Origin of the sequence: Cryobacterium fucosi (genome assembly GCF_004403515.1) — a bacterium.
Classification (GTDB): Bacteria; Actinomycetota; Actinomycetes; order Actinomycetales; family Microbacteriaceae; genus Cryobacterium; species Cryobacterium fucosi.
Map to the genome: position 1 here is coordinate 18,808 of NZ_SOHH01000037.1, position 16,453 is coordinate 35,260.

General features: G+C 69.0%; 14 protein-coding genes. 3 read left to right on the forward strand and 11 right to left on the reverse strand.

Annotated elements, in window-relative coordinates; all coding sequences use genetic code 11:
• Positions 1–80: 80 nt before the first annotated feature.
• The 11 genes from E3T48_RS03635 to rsmI all read right to left on the reverse strand — a co-directional run bounded on the left by E3T48_RS03635 (position 81) and on the right by rsmI (position 12,204).
• Positions 81–740: a methionine ABC transporter permease gene (locus E3T48_RS03635; protein ID WP_134522489.1), complete on the reverse strand. Its 660-nt coding sequence runs from the start codon at positions 738–740 to the stop codon at positions 81–83.
• Positions 740–1,807: a methionine ABC transporter ATP-binding protein gene (locus E3T48_RS03640; RefSeq protein WP_134522490.1), complete on the reverse strand. Its 1,068-nt coding sequence runs from the start codon at positions 1,805–1,807 to the stop codon at positions 740–742. The genes E3T48_RS03635 and E3T48_RS03640 overlap by 1 nt, the downstream gene beginning before the upstream one ends.
• Before the next feature lie 71 nt (positions 1,808–1,878).
• Positions 1,879–2,778, reverse strand: coding sequence for a MetQ/NlpA family ABC transporter substrate-binding protein (locus E3T48_RS03645; RefSeq protein WP_134522491.1), 900 nt, complete (start codon positions 2,776–2,778; stop codon positions 1,879–1,881).
• Positions 2,779–2,956: 178 nt separating this feature from the next.
• A complete protein-coding gene (locus E3T48_RS03650; RefSeq protein ID WP_134522492.1) occupies positions 2,957–4,762 on the reverse strand; it encodes an ABC-F family ATP-binding cassette domain-containing protein in 1,806 nt (601 codons plus the stop codon).
• 232 nt (positions 4,763–4,994) lie between these two features.
• Entirely contained in the window at positions 4,995–5,930 is a 936-nt protein-coding gene (locus E3T48_RS03655; protein ID WP_134522493.1) for a 4-(cytidine 5'-diphospho)-2-C-methyl-D-erythritol kinase, read from the reverse strand.
• 9 nt (positions 5,931–5,939) lie between these two features.
• Complete coding sequence (locus E3T48_RS03660) at positions 5,940–6,341, reverse strand: hypothetical protein (RefSeq protein WP_134522494.1); 402 nt, start codon at positions 6,339–6,341, stop codon at positions 5,940–5,942.
• Between the two features lie 60 nt (positions 6,342–6,401).
• Positions 6,402–7,199 carry a 16S rRNA (adenine(1518)-N(6)/adenine(1519)-N(6))-dimethyltransferase RsmA gene (rsmA, locus tag E3T48_RS03665; protein ID WP_241986642.1) on the reverse strand — a complete coding sequence of 266 codons (798 nt, stop codon included), beginning with the start codon at positions 7,197–7,199 and terminating at the stop codon, positions 6,402–6,404.
• 374 nt (positions 7,200–7,573) lie between these two features.
• Positions 7,574–8,515: a TatD family hydrolase gene (locus E3T48_RS03670; RefSeq protein WP_134522495.1), complete on the reverse strand. Its 942-nt coding sequence runs from the start codon at positions 8,513–8,515 to the stop codon at positions 7,574–7,576.
• A complete protein-coding gene (gene metG / locus E3T48_RS03675; protein ID WP_134522496.1) occupies positions 8,508–10,070 on the reverse strand; it encodes a methionine--tRNA ligase in 1,563 nt (520 codons plus the stop codon). Before metG ends, E3T48_RS03670 begins: the two co-directional genes overlap by 8 nt.
• Before the next feature lie 41 nt (positions 10,071–10,111).
• Entirely contained in the window at positions 10,112–11,158 is a 1,047-nt protein-coding gene (locus E3T48_RS03680; protein WP_134522497.1) for an NADP-dependent oxidoreductase, read from the reverse strand.
• Positions 11,159–11,337: 179 nt separating this feature from the next.
• Positions 11,338–12,204 (reverse strand): 16S rRNA (cytidine(1402)-2'-O)-methyltransferase, encoded by an 867-nt coding sequence (gene rsmI / locus E3T48_RS03685; protein WP_134522498.1) that lies wholly within the window; start codon positions 12,202–12,204, stop codon positions 11,338–11,340.
• Positions 12,205–12,243: 39 nt separating this feature from the next.
• Between rsmI and E3T48_RS03690 the strand changes: the two genes are divergently transcribed.
• The 3 genes from E3T48_RS03690 to E3T48_RS03700 all read left to right on the forward strand — a co-directional run bounded on the left by E3T48_RS03690 (position 12,244) and on the right by E3T48_RS03700 (position 16,360).
• The gene (locus E3T48_RS03690; protein ID WP_134522499.1) at positions 12,244–13,857 is read left to right on the forward strand and encodes a dolichyl-phosphate-mannose--protein mannosyltransferase; all 1,614 of its coding nucleotides are present in this window, start codon (positions 12,244–12,246) and stop codon (positions 13,855–13,857) included.
• Positions 13,858–14,073: 216 nt separating this feature from the next.
• Positions 14,074–15,174, forward strand: a complete 1,101-nt coding sequence (locus E3T48_RS03695; protein WP_134522500.1) for a fatty acid desaturase family protein — start codon at positions 14,074–14,076, stop codon at positions 15,172–15,174.
• Between the two features lie 196 nt (positions 15,175–15,370).
• Positions 15,371–16,360, forward strand: a complete 990-nt coding sequence (locus tag E3T48_RS03700) for a YeiH family protein (protein WP_134522501.1) — start codon at positions 15,371–15,373, stop codon at positions 16,358–16,360.
• The last annotated feature ends 93 nt before the right edge of the window (positions 16,361–16,453 follow it).

Consider the following 16,453-nt stretch of genomic DNA (forward strand, 5'->3'; position numbering starts at 1 on the left):
ACCTTTCCGAGGAGTGAACGGATGCTGTCCGGCGCGGGAACAGTCCGTGGCACTCTCCCCTCGTTCGGGTGTCGCGGTTGTCAGCGGCGGAAAGCCCTCCGGGCCAGCCAGTTGCCGAGGAACTGCACGAGCTGCACGAGCACGATGATCAGCAGCACCGCCGCCCAGGTGACGACCGGGTTGAACTGACGGTAGCCGTACAGCAAGGCGAAGTTCCCGAGGCCGCCGCCGCCGACATAGCCGGCGACCGCGGACATGTCGACGAGCGCGACGAAGATGAAGGTGTAGCCGAGGATGAGCGGGCCGAGCGCCTCGGGCAGAAGCACCGTGAAGATGATCCGGAGCGGCCCGGCGCCCACACTGCGGGCAGCCTCGATCACGCCGGGCGTCACCGTGAGGAGGTTCTGTTCGACGATCCGCCCCATCGCGAAGGAGGCCGCAAGCGAGATGGTGAAGATGATCGCGTTGTTGCCGATGCCGGTGCCGACGACCATCCGGGCCAGGGGCTGCGCCGCGGCGAGGAAGATGATGAACGGTATCGGGCGCACGATGTTCACGAACAGGTTGAGCACCACGAAGACGGGCTTGTTGGCGAGGATGCTGCCGGCCCGGGTCAGGTAGAGGCCGAGGCCGACGAGCAGGCCGCCGAGGCCGCCGAAGAAGAGCGTGAAACCGACGATGTAGAGGGTCTCCCCCGCGGCCTTCCACAGTTCGGGCAGCAGGTCGACCAGGGCATCCATCAGCGCACCTCCGTCACGGTCGTGAGCGTTCGCACCCGGTCGAGGAGGGCGTCGATGTTCGCGTCGGCGTCCCCGGCCCGGCCGGCGTCCGGGCCGGAGGTCAGCGCCAGGGTGAGGTGACCGAATGAGCGGCCCTGGATCTCGTTGATCCCTCCGTAGACGACCTCGAAGGTGATGCCGGCGGCGGCGAACTCCCCGAAAACCCTGGCCTGGTCGACACTGCTGTCGCGGAAGGCGAGGGTGACGATCCGGCCGGGGTGGCGGTGACGCAGCACCGTGAGTTCCCCCTCCGAGGGGAGACCCTTCACCACGGTGGAGACGAAGCGGGCGGATGCCGGCTGCTGCGGGTTCGAGAAGACGTCGAACACGTCGCCGCGTTCGATCACCCGGCCCTGGTCCATCACGGCGACCTTGGTGGCCAGGGTCTGGATGACATCCATTTCGTGCGTGATGACGATGATGGTGACCCCGAATTCCTTGTTGACCCGGCCGAGCAGGTCGAGAACCTCGTGCGTCGTCTCGGGGTCGAGCGCGCTGGTGGCCTCGTCGGCGAGCAGGATGCCGGGCTGGCTCGCGAGTGCCCTGGCGATGCCCACCCGCTGCTTCTGGCCGCCGGAGAGCTGGTCGGGGTAGGCGCGGGCCTTGTCGCTGAGGCCGACGAAGTCGAGCATCTCGGCGACGCGCGCGGTGCGCTTGTCCCTGGGCCGGCGGGCCACCTCGAGCGGGTAGCCGACGTTCGCGGCCACGGTGCGGGAACCGAGCAGGTTGAACTGCTGGAAGATCATCCCGATCCCGAGGCGCACCGGGCGCAGCTCCCGCTCGGGGAGCCGGGCGATGTCCTGCCCGTTGACGTGGATCTCCCCGCTGGTGGACCGTTCGAGGGCGTTGATGAGGCGCACGAGCGTGCTCTTGCCCGCACCGGAGTAACCGATGATGCCGTAGACGTCGCCGGCGTCGACCGTGAGGCTGACGCCGTCGATCGCGACGACCTCCGCACCCCCCTTGGTCGTGGGCGGGTAGGTCTTGCTCACGTCACGGAGTTCGACGACGGGGCTGGGGGCAGGCATGGGCGTCCTAACTGACTTGCTGTGAACGGGCGCTCTCGACCGGAACGGGACCGGGCGGGGACCGGGCGGGGCTACTTCTGGGCCTTGGTGTCCTTCTCGACCTTGGCGAGGGAGGACACGAGGTCGGCGACGGGGGTCTGCACGAGCTCGGCCGAGCCGCCGGACACCGCGAGCACGCCATCCTGCACGGCCTTGGTGGTCTGGTAGATCTCGACGAGCTTCCGGTAGGTCGCGTTGTCCTTGTCCTCGGCGCGGGCCGCGAAGACGTTCACGTACGGCAGCGAGTTCGGGTCGGCCGGGTCGTCCTGGGCGAGGGCGTCACTGAACTTGAGGCCGGCCTTCTCGACGAAGTCGTTGTTGATGACCGCGCCCGCCACGTCGGGCAGCGAGGTCGCGGTGAGCGACGCCTCGAGCGCGGTGACGGTGACCTTCGACTTGCCGGCGTCGATGTCGTCGAGGGTGGAGAAGATCGTGCCGCCGTCCTTCAGCGTGACCAGCTTCGCCGACTGCAGCACGAGCAGCGCGCGGGCCAGGTTGCTCGCGTCGTTCGGCACCGCGATGGTGTCGCCCTTCTTGATCTCGCTGACCTTCTTGTGCTTGGTCGAGTAGAGGCCGAGCGGGTAGATCGCGGTGGCGCCGATCGGCACGAGGTCCTGCTTGCTGGACACGTTGTAGTCGGCCAGGTAGACGATGTGCTGGAACTGGTTGAGGTCGAGTTCGCCGGCGGAGAGCGCCGGGTTGGGCTGCTCGAACACGGCGAAGTCGACGATTTCGACCGTGATCCCCTCGGCCGCGGCGGCCTTGGCGTAGACGGCCCAGTACGGGTCGCTGGCCCCGACGACGCCGATCTTCACGACCGTGTCGTCGCCGGATGCCGCGGCGCCGGACCCGTCCGCTGCGCCGCCGGAGCAGCCGGCGAGCAGGGCCACGAGCGGAAGGACCGCGAGGGCGGCCAGAAGTTTCTTTTTCACGATGGGTTCCCCTTTTTGCTGTGTTCGAAGTTTCTGCCGGGCAGTTCGGGCACAGGGAAACCACGTCGAAGGAGGGGTGGGAGTCTGTGCCGCTGCATTGCGAGGCACGCTTCTAGGCTATCGAGGGATGCTGCACCGCGCGGGCCGCTGCGACACACGCGGTAACAGCATCTGCGATTCAGCCCTCGATCAACTCAGAGAGTTCGATCCAGCGGGTTTCGAAGCCCGCGATGGAAGTCTCCAGTCCCTGCAGTTCGGTGCCGAGCGCGCCGAGGCCGTCGTAGTCCGCCTGGTCGTGGGTGGCGAGGCTCTCGTGCAGGGCGGCGATCCGGGCGTTCTGCTTCGCGACCTTCCGGTCGATCGAGGCGAGCTCCTTCTGGGCGTTGCGCAGGTCGGCCCCGCCGATGGCGAGCTTGCGCGACGCCTTGCCGCCTGAGGTGTTGGCCGCGTTCGCCGCCGCCGGCTTGTCGTTCCCGCTGACCTGGCGCTTGCGCATCTCCAGATACTGGTCGACGCCGCCGGGCAGGTGCCGGAACGCGCCCTCGGTCACGGCGTACTGGTTGTCGGTGACGCGCTCGATCAGGTACCGGTCGTGCGAGACCACGAGGAGGGTGCCGGGGAAGGAGTCGAGCAGGTCCTCCATCGCCGCGAGCATGTCGGTGTCCAGGTCGTTGGTGGGCTCGTCGAGGATGAGCACATTGGGCTCGTCGAGCACGATCAGCAGCAGCTGCAGGCGGCGCTTCTGGCCACCGGAGAGGTCCTTGACCTGGGTGGTCAGCTGGGCGCTCATGAAGCCCATCCGCTCGAGCATCTGGCCGGGGGTGATCTCCTTGCCTCCGGCGATGTAGCTCGTCTTCTGGCGCCCGATGACCTCGCTGACCCTGTCGTTCTGGATGTCCTCCAGTTCGAAGAGCTGCTGGGTGAGTACGGCGACCTTAATGGTCTTGCCGCGCTTGACCGTGCCCTTCGTCGGCTGCAGGGTGCCCGCGACCAGGTTGAGCAGGGTGGACTTGCCTGCGCCGTTGACGCCCATGATGCCGGTGCGCTCCCCGGGCGCGATCCGCCAGGTGACGTTGTTGAGCACGGTCTTCTCGCCGAACTTGACCGAGATGTCGATCAGGTCGACGACGTCCTTGCCGAGGCGCTGCATCGCCATCGACTGCATCGAGACGGTGTCGCGGGGCGGCGGTTCGTTCTCGATCAGTTCGTTGGCGGCGTCGATGCGGAACTTGGGCTTGGCGGTGCGGGCGGGGGCGCCGCGGCGCAGCCAGGCCAGTTCCTTCTTCATCAGGTTCTGCCGTTTGGACTCGGAAGCCGCGCTCATCCGGTCGCGTTCGACGCGCTGGAGGATGTAGGCGGCGTAGCCGCCCTCGAACGGTTCGATCAGGCGGTCGTGCACCTCCCAGGTCATATTGCAGACCTCGTCGAGGAACCACCGGTCGTGGGTGACGACCACGAGCCCGCCGGAGTTGGTCGCCCAGCGGGTCTTGAGGTGGCCGGCCAGCCAGGAGATGCCCTCCACGTCGAGGTGGTTGGTGGGCTCGTCGAGGAAGATGACGTCGTGGTCGCCGATCAGCACCGAGGCCAGCGCCACCCGGCGGCGCTGGCCACCGGAGAGGTCGTCGACGAGTGCGTCCCAGGGGATGTCCCGCACGAGACCGGCGATGACGTCGCGCACCTTGGAGTCACCGGCCCACACGTGCTCGTCGATTCCGCCGACGATGGTGTGGCCGACGGTCTGCCCGGAGGCGAGGTCGTCGGCCTGGTCGAGCATGCCGATGGTCACGCCGCGACGACGGGTGACGCGGCCGGAGTCAGGTTCCATCCGACCCGCCAGCAGACGCATGAGGGTGGACTTGCCGTCGCCGTTGCGGCCGACGACGCCGATCCGGTCGCCTTCGTTGAGACCGGCGGTGACGCTGTCGAAGATGACGCGGGTGGGAAATTCAAGGTGCAGGGACTCGGCCCCGAGCAAATGTGCCATAGCCTTCGAGTTTAGCTGGCGTGGCTGTGAGGCCAGCACGCCCGCCGTTCCGGCGCCCGGCGCCCGGAGCGCACGATCCGGCGCGAGCTTCCCGCTGGGCGATTGTCGAATTCGACGGAGATTTTACCGAAAATGCTCGTTTCGGACCGGGAGAACCCGCTTAACGGCAAAATCTCCGTCGAATTCGACGGGGCGACCCCCGACATATGCCGACGAAACGAACGGATGCCGGTCAGTCGTGGATGATTCGGGCGCCGTGCACCGGGCCGGTTGCCCGCACGACGTGCAGGCGGGAGGCGCTCAACGCGACCTGCAGTTCGAGCGCGGTGTCGGCATCCTGGACCAGGAACGCGACGGTCGGGCCGGATCCGGAGAGGATGCCGGCCAGCGCCCCGTTCGCTTCGCCGAGTTCGAGCACCCGGGCGAGGCCAGGGGCGAGGTGCAGCGCCGGCGCCTGCAAGTCGTTGTGCAGCGATTCGGCGAGCATCGCGGGGTCGCCGGCCCGGAGGGCCTGCAGCACGTTGGCGTCGACGGTGGGCTGGAGCTGGGCCGGGAAGATGTCCTGGGCGTGCCGCTCGCGGTGGCGGTCGAGCTCGCTGTACACGGCGGGCGTTGACATGCCGAACTCGGCGAGGGCGAGCACCCAGTGGAACTGCCCCTTGGCCAGGGCCGGGCTGAGCCGGTCGCCGCGGCCGGTGCCGATCGCCGTGCCGCCGGTGAAGGCGAACGGGACGTCGGCGCCGAGGGTGGCCGCGATGCCGAGCAGGTCTTCCCTGGTCGCCTCGGTGCCCCAGAGGGCGTCGCAGGCGAGGAGGGTGGCCGCGGCATCCGCGGACCCGCCGCCCATGCCGCCGGCGATCGGGACGTTCTTCTCGATGGCCAGGCGCACTCCCCCGCGGAAGCCCGCCTTGCGGGCCAGCGCCCGAGCGGCCTTGATCGCGAGGTTGCTGCCATCGACGGCCAGGCCGGAGGTGTCGATCGATCCGTTGAACTCGACCGAGAAGTCGTCGGCCGGGTAGGCGCGCACGTCTTCGTAGAGTGAGACCGCCTGGTAAGCGGTTGCCACCTCGTGGTAGCCGTCGTCGAGCACGGCGCCGACCTTGAGGAAGACGTTGATTTTGCCCGGTGCCCTCGCGTGCACCATGGGAGATGCGGCCGCGTTGGTCATGTCACTAACCTAGCCCAGCCGCATCGGCTTCTCGTGACCGGCCGCGGCCAGCCACCGCTGCAGCGCCGCCTGTGCCGGGGCCACCGCCGCGGCATCCGCCAGGCGCTGGTGGGTGAGTGAGACGGATGTCTTTCCCGCGCGGCTGGGATTGGCCGCGGCCAGGATCGACCCGGCCTGGCCCAGCGCCCAGCGGGCCTGTTCGAAACCGACCGTGAGCATCTGACGCCACCAGGGCGGGACGCCGTGTTCCTCGCCCAGCCAGGCCGCGATCGCCGGGTGCTTGCAGCCGGCGGCGCCGAGCAGGGCGTACCAGTCGCCGCTCGACCGCCCCGTGGCGGACCGGACGGCCTTGTCGCCGATGCCGGTGCCGGTGCCGGTCACGGGGTTCTCGGGCATGGGATTCTCGGACACGCTGCGATGCGCGCCGCCGCCCGGTGAAGACGGACGCCGCCGGACGGTCGTCCCCGGGGGCTACCGGGCGCGCCAGGCGCGGGCGATCGCGAGGAAGTCGTTGACGGTGAGCTGCTCGCCGCGCTCGGTGGGGTCGATCCCGGCCTCGGCCAGGATCGTCGACGCGGTCGCCGAGTCGCCGAGCACGCTCGACAGGGACTGCCGCAGCATCTTGCGGCGCTGTTGGAAGGCCCCGTCGACGAGGGCGAAGGTGGCCAGGCGCAGGTCTTCGCTTTCCAGCGGCTCGGTGCGTCGTTGGAAGGCGATCAGGATCGAGTCGACGTTCGGCACCGGCCAGAACACCTGGCGGCTGACCTTGCCCGCGGTGCGGAACTGCCCGTACCAGGCGGCCTTGACGCTCGGGCTGCCGTAGACCTTCGAGCCGGGCGGGGCGGCGAGGCGCTCACCGACCTCGGCCTGCACCATCACCACGCCGGCGCGGATGGACGCGAAGTGCTCGAGCAGGTGCAGCAGCACCGGCACGGAGACGTTGTAGGGCAGGTTGGCGACCAGCCGGGTCGGCGCGTCGGGGATCTCGGTGAGTTTGAGCGCGTCGGCGCGGATGACGGTCAGCGGCGCGCCCTCGTGAATGAGTTCGACCGTGAGCGGCAGCTGCTCGGCCAGTCGTTCGTCGATCTCGACGGCCACGACCCGGGCGCCGGTCTCGAGCAGGCCGAGGGTGAGCGAGCCGAGGCCGGGGCCGACCTCCACGACGGTGTCGGCGGCGGTGATCGCCGCGACCTTGACGATCCGGCGCACGGTGTTTCCGTCGATGACGAAGTTCTGGCCGAGCTTCTTGGTCGGGTTGACGCCCAGCATCTCGGCGAGGTCGCGGATCTCGGCCGGTCCGAGCAGGCTGCGGGACGTCGGCGACGCAGCGGCGACGGGAGCGCCCGGGTTCCCGGCGGCCGCGTCCTCGGTGATCAAGCTTGTCGAGATCGAGCCTGCGGTGATCGACCCTGCGGTGATCGAGCTTGTCGAGATCCCCGTCTCGACAGGCTCGACGACCGAGACAGGCTCGACGACCGAGACAGGCTCCACGACCGAGACAGGCTCCACGACCGGGACAGGCTCGACGGGGGCGGCGTGCCGTCCCCTGGCGCGGTCGGCGTCACCGTCCGGGGCTCCGGCGTGCAGGTCGAGCGGCGGCGCTGCGGGTTCCTCGCCCGCAGCGTATCCGTGCCTCGGTTCGGTCACGCGATGCCTCCCCGGGGAATGGTCGCGGACAGTGCGTCCGGGGCGGTCACCGGTTCGGCGTCCCACCGCCCATAGACGAGCTCGGTGTTCGAGGAGATCTGCGCGGCGAGCATGGTGACATCCGTTTCGAGGTGGTCGGCCATGGCGCGGAGGGTGTGCGGCAGAAGGTAAGGGGCGTTCGGGCGGCCCCGGAAGGGCACCGGGGTGAGGAACGGGGCATCCGTCTCGACCAGGATCAGCCGGCGCGGGATCGCGGCGAGGGCGCCCCGCAGGTTGCCCGCGTTCTTGAAGGTGACCGTGCCGGAGAAGGAGAGGTACCAGCCGTTGTCGGCGCAGATCCTGGCCATTTCGGCGTCGCCGGAGAAGCAGTGGAACACGGTGCGTTCGGGGGCGCCGACGCGGAGCAGGGTCTCGATGACCTCGGCATGGGCGTCGCGGTCGTGGATCTGCAGGGCGAGGCCGTGCTGCTTCGCGATCTCGATGTGCGCCTCGAACGACCGGTGCTGGGCGGCATGGCCCTCTGGACCGGTGCGGAAGAAGTCCAGGCCGGTCTCGCCGACGGCGACGACCCTGGGGCGTGCGGCCAGCCCGGAGATCTCGGCCAGGGCGTCGTCCAGGGTGCCGGCGGCCTCGTAGGCCGGGGCTTCGTTGGGGTGGATGGCGACGGCCGCGAGCATGCGCGGCTCCGCGGCGGCTGCCTCTGCCGCCCAGCGCGAGGATTCCAGGTCACCGCCGACCTGGATGACGCCGCGGATGCCGACGCTGGATGCCCGGTCGAGCTGCTCGGCCACGCTCAGTCCCTCGTCGCCGTCGGCGATTCCCCGTCCTGAGCCGGTTGAAGGGTCGAGGTGGGTGTGGTTGTCATAGACCGGGACGATGAGCGGCTCCGGCAGCGGCGGATAGCGCAGGTCGCCACTCGCGGCGCCCTGGTCAGCCAACCATGGCCTCGATGCGGGGGAACAGCGCCTCGAGCGGGGACACGTGGGTGCCGCCGGTCCACTGCCAGGCCTGGTCGATGCGCACGTCGGGGAGCTCGCCGGTGCCGCCGAGCGCCTGCCAGAGCTTCGCGGTGGCCTGAGGCACGACCGGGGACAGCAGCACGGCAAGCGTGCCGAGTCCGCGCACGGCGGTGAACAGCACGGCTTCGAGCCGGGCCCGGTTGGCGGGGTCCTTGGCGAGGGCCCACGGTTCCTGGATGGTGATGTAGCCGTTGAGCTCGTCGACCAGCTCCCAGATCGCGGCGATCGCCTCGTGGATGGCGAGGCGGGCGATTGCCTCGCCCGCGGCATCCGTGGCCCGCTTTTCGGTGGCGCGGATCAGTTCGTCGTCCTCGGAGAAGACCGTGGGGGTCGGGATCTCGCCGTCGCAGTAGCGCACGACCATGGCGATCACGCGGGAGGCGAGGTTGCCGAACCCGTTCGCAAGCTCGGACTGGTAGCGGGCGGAGAGGTCCTCCCAGGAGAATGACCCGTCCTGGCCGAAGCTGATGGCGCGCATGAAGTAGTAGCGGAACGCGTCGGAGCCGAAGGTGTCGGTGATCTGGCTCGGAGCGATGCCGGTGAGCTTGGACTTGCTCATCTTCTCGCCGCCGACCAGCAGCCAGCCGTGGCCGAAGACACGGCGGGGCACCTCGATGTCGGCCGCGAGGAGCATGGCCGGCCAGATCACGGCGTGGAACCGGAGGATGTCCTTGCCCACGATATGGGTGGCCGGCCAGAGCCGGCTGAACTTCTCGTCGTCGTGGCCATAGCCGGCGGCGGTGACGTAGTTGAGCAGCGCGTCGAACCAGACGTAGACGACGTGGCTGTCGTCCCACGGCACCTTGATGCCCCAGTCGAAGCTGGAGCGTGAGATCGACAGGTCGGAGAGACCCTGCTTGACGAAGGAGATGACCTCATTGCGTGCGGCGGCGGGCTGCACGAAATCGGGGTTGTCCTCGTACAGCGCGAGGAGCCGGTCGGCGAAGGTGCTCATCCGGAAGAAGTAGTTCTTCTCGTGCAGGAGCTCGACCGGGATGGAGTGGATGGCGCAGACCTGCTGGCCGACGAATTCGCCGGTGCCGTCGATGAGGTCGCTCGGCTGCTTGTATTCCTCACAGCCCACACAGTAGAAACCCTCGTACTCGCCCGTGTAGATGTGGCCGGCGTCGTAGAGGTGCTGAAGGAACTTCTGCGCGTTCACCTCGTGGCGTTCATCCGTCGTGCGGATGAAGTCGTCATTCTGGATGTCGACGGTCTGCAGCAGGGGCTTCCAGGCGGTCTCGACCAGGCGGTCGGCCCACTCCTTCGGAGTGACGCCGTTGGCGGTCGCGGTGCGCAGGATCTTCTGCCCGTGCTCGTCCGTTCCCGTCAGCAGCCAGGCGTCTTCGCCGGCCTGCCGGTGCCAGCGCGCGAGCACATCGGCAGCCACCTCGGTGTAGGCGTGCCCGATATGAGGGACATCGTTCACGTAGAAAATCGGCGTGGTGATGTAGAAGGATGAGCCGTCGGACATGCCCCCCATCCTATTGGGAGCGGCGGATGACGCCCGCCCTGTTACGGTACGAGCCCACTGTCGGCCCTCACCGGGGCGGAAGCGGGGGTGAACTCGGTCGCCCTGTCCGCGGGGTGCTTCCGCGGATGCCCGAACACCGGCGGCAGCACCTCGTGGGCGGGCGGGCCGGCGACCCGGCCGGGCTCGTCCCTGGTGGCCTCGGATTCCCGCACGTCGACGCCCCGCACCTTCTGGCGGGCGTAGCCGACCGGGTGCAGGCTGAGCACGATCTTGCCGTGGGCGTGCCCGGCCTCAAGCTCGCGGTAGGCATCCTGCACCTGGTCGAAGGGGTAGATCGCCGCGACCGGCACGACGATCTGGCGGTCGGCCACCATCCGGGCGATCTTCGCGAGCAGCACGGTTTCGGTCGTGTCCGCCGAGCGGAGATTGGCGAGGGAATCGTCGCCCAGATGATCGAGCTCGGCGTCGATGCCGTTCGGTGCGAGCCTGGCCAGCCGCGCGGCGAGGCCCGGTCCGTACTCTACCGGAACGACCCCGAGCTGGCGGAGGCGGTCGAAGCTCTCCGGACCGGCCGTTCCGATCACGGTGGCGCCGCGCAGCCGGGCAAGCTGGGCGGCGATGCCGCCGACCCCGCCTGCGGCGGCGTGCACGAGCACGGTGCGGCCGGGGTGCGGGTTCACGTCCTGCACCGCCCGCCAGGCGTTGGCGCCGGCAACGTAGAGGCTGCCCGCGACCTCCCAGGCCAGGGAATCGGGCTTGCGGACGATGTCGGTCGCCGGAACGGCGACGAGTTCGGCCTGGGATCCGCGGACGGTGTGCCCCATCACCTCGTCGCCGACCTTCCAACCGGAGACGCCGACACCGAGCTGTCGAACGATGCCGGCGAAGTCACTGCCCTGTCCAACCGGGAAGCGCGCGGGCCATTCCGCGTCGAAACGACCCTCCCTGATGGCCGCCTCCACCGGGTTGAGTCCGACGGCCACGACGCCGACGAGAACCTCGCCCGGGCCGGGAACGGGATCGGGCACCTCAAGGATCTGGAGAACATCCGGGCCGCCGTAGCGGGAGAACCTCACCGCTCGGGTCATCGCACACCTCCTCGCTCCCCTGACAACCTCAACCATGAGCCGGTCTCAACTATTCCCAGACACCGTCAACCCCTAACCCCTGCCGAATTCGACGGACATTTTGCTGGAATCGAGGCATCCGGGCCGATTCCGGTGCGAAAACGCAAAAATCTCCGTCGAATTCGACGGGGGCAGGCAGGTCAGCCCAGGGGCAGGTCGGAGTAGTCCGGCTTCGCGGGAGCCGGACTGCCGGACTTCTTCTGCAGCGCCGCCTCGTAGAGCTCACGTTTACCGAGGCCGGACGCGGCGGAGACATCCGCGGCGGCCTCCTTCAGGCGGGCACCGGCCGCGACGAGGGCGAGCACCTCGGCGACGCCGGTCGGCAGGTCGAGCACGCGCGCCTCGGCGCCGGCGACGACGATGCAGATCTCGCCCTTGACGCCTGCCGCAGCCCACTCGGCCAGTTCGGCCGCCGTGCCCCGTTTCACTTCCTCGTAGAACTTGGTCAGCTCCCGGCAGACGACCACGCGGCGGTCGGTTCCGAGCACGGCGCCAAGGTCAGTGAGGGATGCCGCGAGCCGGTTGGGCGATTCGAAGAAGACCATGGTGCGCCGCTCGGCCGCCACCTCGCGCAGTGCGGTGACCCGATCGCCGTGCTTGCGCGGGAGGAAGCCCTCGAAGGTGAATCGGTCGGTCGGCAGCCCCGACACGGCGAGCGCAGTGAGCACGGCCGATGGGCCGGGCAGCGCCGAGACGACCACGCCGGCGGCGACCGCCGCGTCGACGAGATGGAATCCCGGGTCGGAGACGGTGGGCATCCCCGCGTCACTGAGCACGAGGACATCCGTGTCGCGGGCCAGTTCGGCCAGCTCTGCCGCCTTGCCGCGCTCGTTGTGGTCGTGCAGGCTGATCAGTTTAGGCCGGTTGTCGATGCCGAGGGCCTTGAGCAGGTGCACGGTGACGCGGGTGTCTTCGGCTGCGATGACCGTCGCGGTCGTGAGGGCCTCGACGAGCCGTCGGGAGACGTCGCCGAGGTTTCCGATCGGGGTGGCTGCCAGGATGATCATGCTCCCAGTCTCGCAGTCGCGGCTCACTACGATGGTCAGGTGCTCCTCAATCGCCGCTGGTTCTCCTGGGCCGGCCCCCTCGCGGTGGTCACGCTGGCCGCGATCCTGCGACTCTGGAACCTCGGCAGCCCGCACTCCCTGGTCTTCGACGAGACGTTCTACGTGAAGGACGCCTGGTCGCTCTTCAACAACGGTTACGAATCGACCTGGCCGGACAAGGCCGATACGCTCTTCGCGGCGGGGCACACCGATATCTTCAGCACGAACCCGGCCTTCGTCGTGCATCCGCCGCTGGGCAAGTGGCTGATCTCGCTGGGGATGGCCGCGTTCGGGCCGGAGAGCAGCTGGGGCTGGCGGATCGCGACCGCCGTGATCGGCGTGCTCGCGGTCGTGCTGCTGATGCTGGTCGCGAAGAAGCTGTTCGGGTCGACGGTGCTCGCGGTGGTGGCGGGGTTCCTGTTCGCGATCGACGGCAACGCCATCGTGATGTCGCGGGTCGCCCTGCTCGACAACTCGGTCATGTTCTTCGCGCTGCTCGGTTTCGGGGCCGTGCTCCTCGATCGGGACCGGCACTCCACCCGGCTCGCCGAGTGGATGGCCCGGCGCCGGGACGCCGGGCGGGAGCCGGGCTGGGGCCCGACCATCTGGTGGCGGCCCTGGCTGCTCGCCGCCGGGCTCGCGTTCGGGCTGGCCTGCAGCGTCAAATGGTCCGGTCTGTATTTCCTGGCCGCGTTCGGCCTCTACCTCGTGGTCGTGGACGCGCTCGCCCGCCGCCGGGCCGGCATCGCGTTCTGGTGGAGTGCCGCCGTGCTCAAACAGGCTCCGGCCACCTTCCTGCTGCTGGTGCCCGCTGCGGTGACCACCTTCCTGCTCTCCTGGACCGGCTGGTTCGTCACCGCGGAGGGTTTTTACCGCAACTGGGCTGCCTCCCCCGGCGCCGCCTGGACCGGCGCGCTGGCGTGGGTGCCCGATTCGGTGCAGAGCTTCTGGCACTATCAGGTGGCCGCGTACACCTATCACGTCGGCCTGGCGACGCCGCATCCGTACCAGGCCAACCCGCTGACCTGGCTGTTCATGACCCGGCCGACGAGCATGTACTATCAGGGCTCGGCCCTGGGCGAGGACGGCTGCGATTTCACGACCTGCTCCGAGGCGATCACCGGGATCGCCAACCCCGTGATCTGGTGGGCCGCGACCGCCGCGATCCTCTACCTCGTCTACCGGCTCGCGCGGTACCGCGAGTGGCGGGTCGGCCTGATCCTGATGGGCATGGCCGGCGGCTACCTGCCCTGGCTGATGTACCTCGGCCGCACGGTGTTCCAGTTCTACACGATCGCGTTCGAGCCCTACCTGCTGCTGGGCCTGACCTGCGTCATCGGCATCTTCCTCGGTCTCCTGCCCGGGCTGGGGAACCGGTCAGCGACGACGGCGACGGTCGCGACGGATGCGGCGGATGCGACAGTTGCGACAGCGGCGACGGATGCGGCGGCGACGGAGGACACGGAGCGCGGCCGGCGCACCGGCATCCGTGTCGTCGTGGGCTACCTCATCGCCGCCGCGCTGGTGAGCGCCTTCTTCTACCCGCTCTGGACCGGGATGCAAACGTCGTTCCAGTTCTGGCAGCTGCACATCTGGCTGCCCAGCTGGCGCTGACGCGGGCGTGCATCGGGCAGGATTCGGGACGGATTCTTTGGTTCCGGAAGGCGCATTCATACCCCCCGGATATGCCCCAGATGGCATATAACGACTGGGAAACACGTGTGAATCCCCCACCTCGACAGGGGTCCCGCCCATAGGATGACTGTTATCTGTTTTACGAGTAATTGCTCCCCTACCGACTGAGAAGTCCAGATACCAAACAAAGGCCTCATGTCGGAAACAACCGTCGTGCCCACGGTGCGCATCGTCAAGACCCGCCCGGGTGGCGACTCGAAGAATCCAACGACCGAGTACTCATCCCTGCTGCACACCGTGCGCAACCTGGGTCTCTTGAAGCGCGCGACCGGGTTCTACTGGTTCGTCTTCTCCATGCTGGTGCTCGCCACCGGCGCCGCCGCGACCGGCTTCGTGCTGCTCGGCGACAGCTGGTACCAGCTGATCATCGCCGCCGTGCTCGGCATCATCCTCACCCAGTTCGCGTTCCTCGCCCACGAGGCTTCGCACCGCCAGGTCTTCCAGTCGGGACCCGCCAACGACAGGGCCGGCCGCATCCTCGCCAACCTGTTCGTCGGCATCAGCTACGCCTGGTGGATGAACAAGCACAGCCGCCACCACGCCAACCCGAACGTGATCGGCAAGGACCCCGACATCGACCCCGACTTCATTGTCTTCCGCGAGGAGGACGCCGCGAAGGTCAGCTGGCTCGGCAGCTTCGTCACCCGAAAGCAGGGCTACCTGTTCTTCCCGCTGCTGATGGCCGAGGGGTTCAACCTGCACGTGCAGGGCTTCAAGACGGTCTTCGGTCGCGGCAAGGTCGACAAGCGCTGGCTCGAAATCAGCATGCTGTCGACCCGCATCCTGCTCTACGTCGCCGTGATCTTCTACTTCCTCCCGCTCGGCATGGCGTTCGCCTTCATCGGCGTGCAACTCGCCGTCTTCGGCGTGTACATGGGAGCGTCCTTCGCCCCCAACCACAAGGGGATGCCGCAACTCCCGAACGAGAGCAAGGTCGACTTCCTCCGCCGCCAGGTGCTCACCTCGCGGAACATCCGCGGCGGCACGTTCATGGACACCTTCATGGGCGGCCTGAACTACCAGGTCGAGCACCACCTGTTTCCGAACATGGCTCGCCCGCACCTGCGGAAGGCGCAGGAGATCACCAAGGAATACTGCCAGTCGCACAACATCCTCTACACCGAGACCGGCCTGTTCCAGTCCTACGGCATCGTGATCGCCTACTTGAACAAGGTCGGGCTCTCCGCCAGGGACCCGTTCGACTGCCCGATGGTCGCCCGCTTCCACCACCGCTGATCTCCGGCGCCCCGCGCCCTTCCGGCCCGGCGTCCTCCCCGGCCCGGGACTTCCGCCGAACTGAGAGCAAAGCCGCCCTTTCCCCCGGAAAGGGCGGCTTTTCTCACGTCTCGGCGAGGACGGCACAGGCGGGTGGCGGGGATCGGCGCAGAGGCGCGGGCGCGGGACCGGTTCCCGGCGGCGTAGGCTCGGAGAAATGTGGCTGCCCGGTGTGCTCGTCGCGGCCGCTGCCGCCCTGCTCTCCGGGACCGTCCACGCCGTCGTGCCCGGGTTCCCGCTGCTCACCGTGGCGGTCGTGCTCGGCATCCTCGCCGGCCAGCTGCCGACCCTCCGCCCCGCGCTGGCCGGCGTCCTGGCGCCCGGGCTCTCCGTCGCGTCCACCCGGATCATGCGGCTGGGCGTCGTTCTGCTCGGGCTCAAACTCAGCCTGGTCGACATCCTCGGTCTCGGCTGGCTGACCATTGCCACCACCGTCGCGATCGTGCTGCTCACCTTCACCGGCACCCTCTGGCTCGGCCGAAGGCTCGGCCTGCCGGGCAACCAGCCGCTTCTGATCGCGACCGGGTTCTCGATCTGCGGCGCCTCCGCGATCGGAGCGATGAGCGGCGTGGTCAGGGCGAAGGACGAGGAGACCGCCACCCCGATCGCCCTGGTCACGTTGTGCGGCACCCTGGCGATCGCCGTGCTCCCGGTGCTGTGGCATCCGCTCGGGCTGACCGACCTGCAGTTCGGGCACTGGGTCGGTGCCGGCGTGCACGACGTGGGCCAGGTCGTCGCGACCGCCCAGGTGGCCGGCCCGGCCGCCCTTGCGGTGGCCGTTGTCGTGAAACTCACCCGGGTGCTCATGCTTGCGCCGATCGTGGCGACGGTGGCGGTGCGCGAACGACGCCGTGACGCGCGCGACCCGGCAACGGATGCCCCGGCCGCCCGGCCGCCGATCCTGCCCCTGTTCGTGGCCGGCTTCCTCGCGGCGACCCTGCTGCGCACGTTCGTGCCGCTCCCCGCCGGGCTTCTCGCCGGAGCGGACGTCCTGCAGACGTACCTCCTCGCGACCGCCCTGTTCGGCCTCGGTGCGGCCGTCGACCTCCGCTTGATTCTCCGCACCGGCGGCCGCGCCCTCGCCGTCGGCCTGCTCTCCTGGACCCTGATCGCTGCCCTCGCGCTCGGCGCCGTGCAGCTGGGCTGACCCCTCCGCGTCGCCCCGCTCCCTCAGGCCGCGCCGGTTTCGGCAGACGGCGCCCGCGGCGGGCTGCCGAACCGGGCGCGGCGGCGCAGCCCA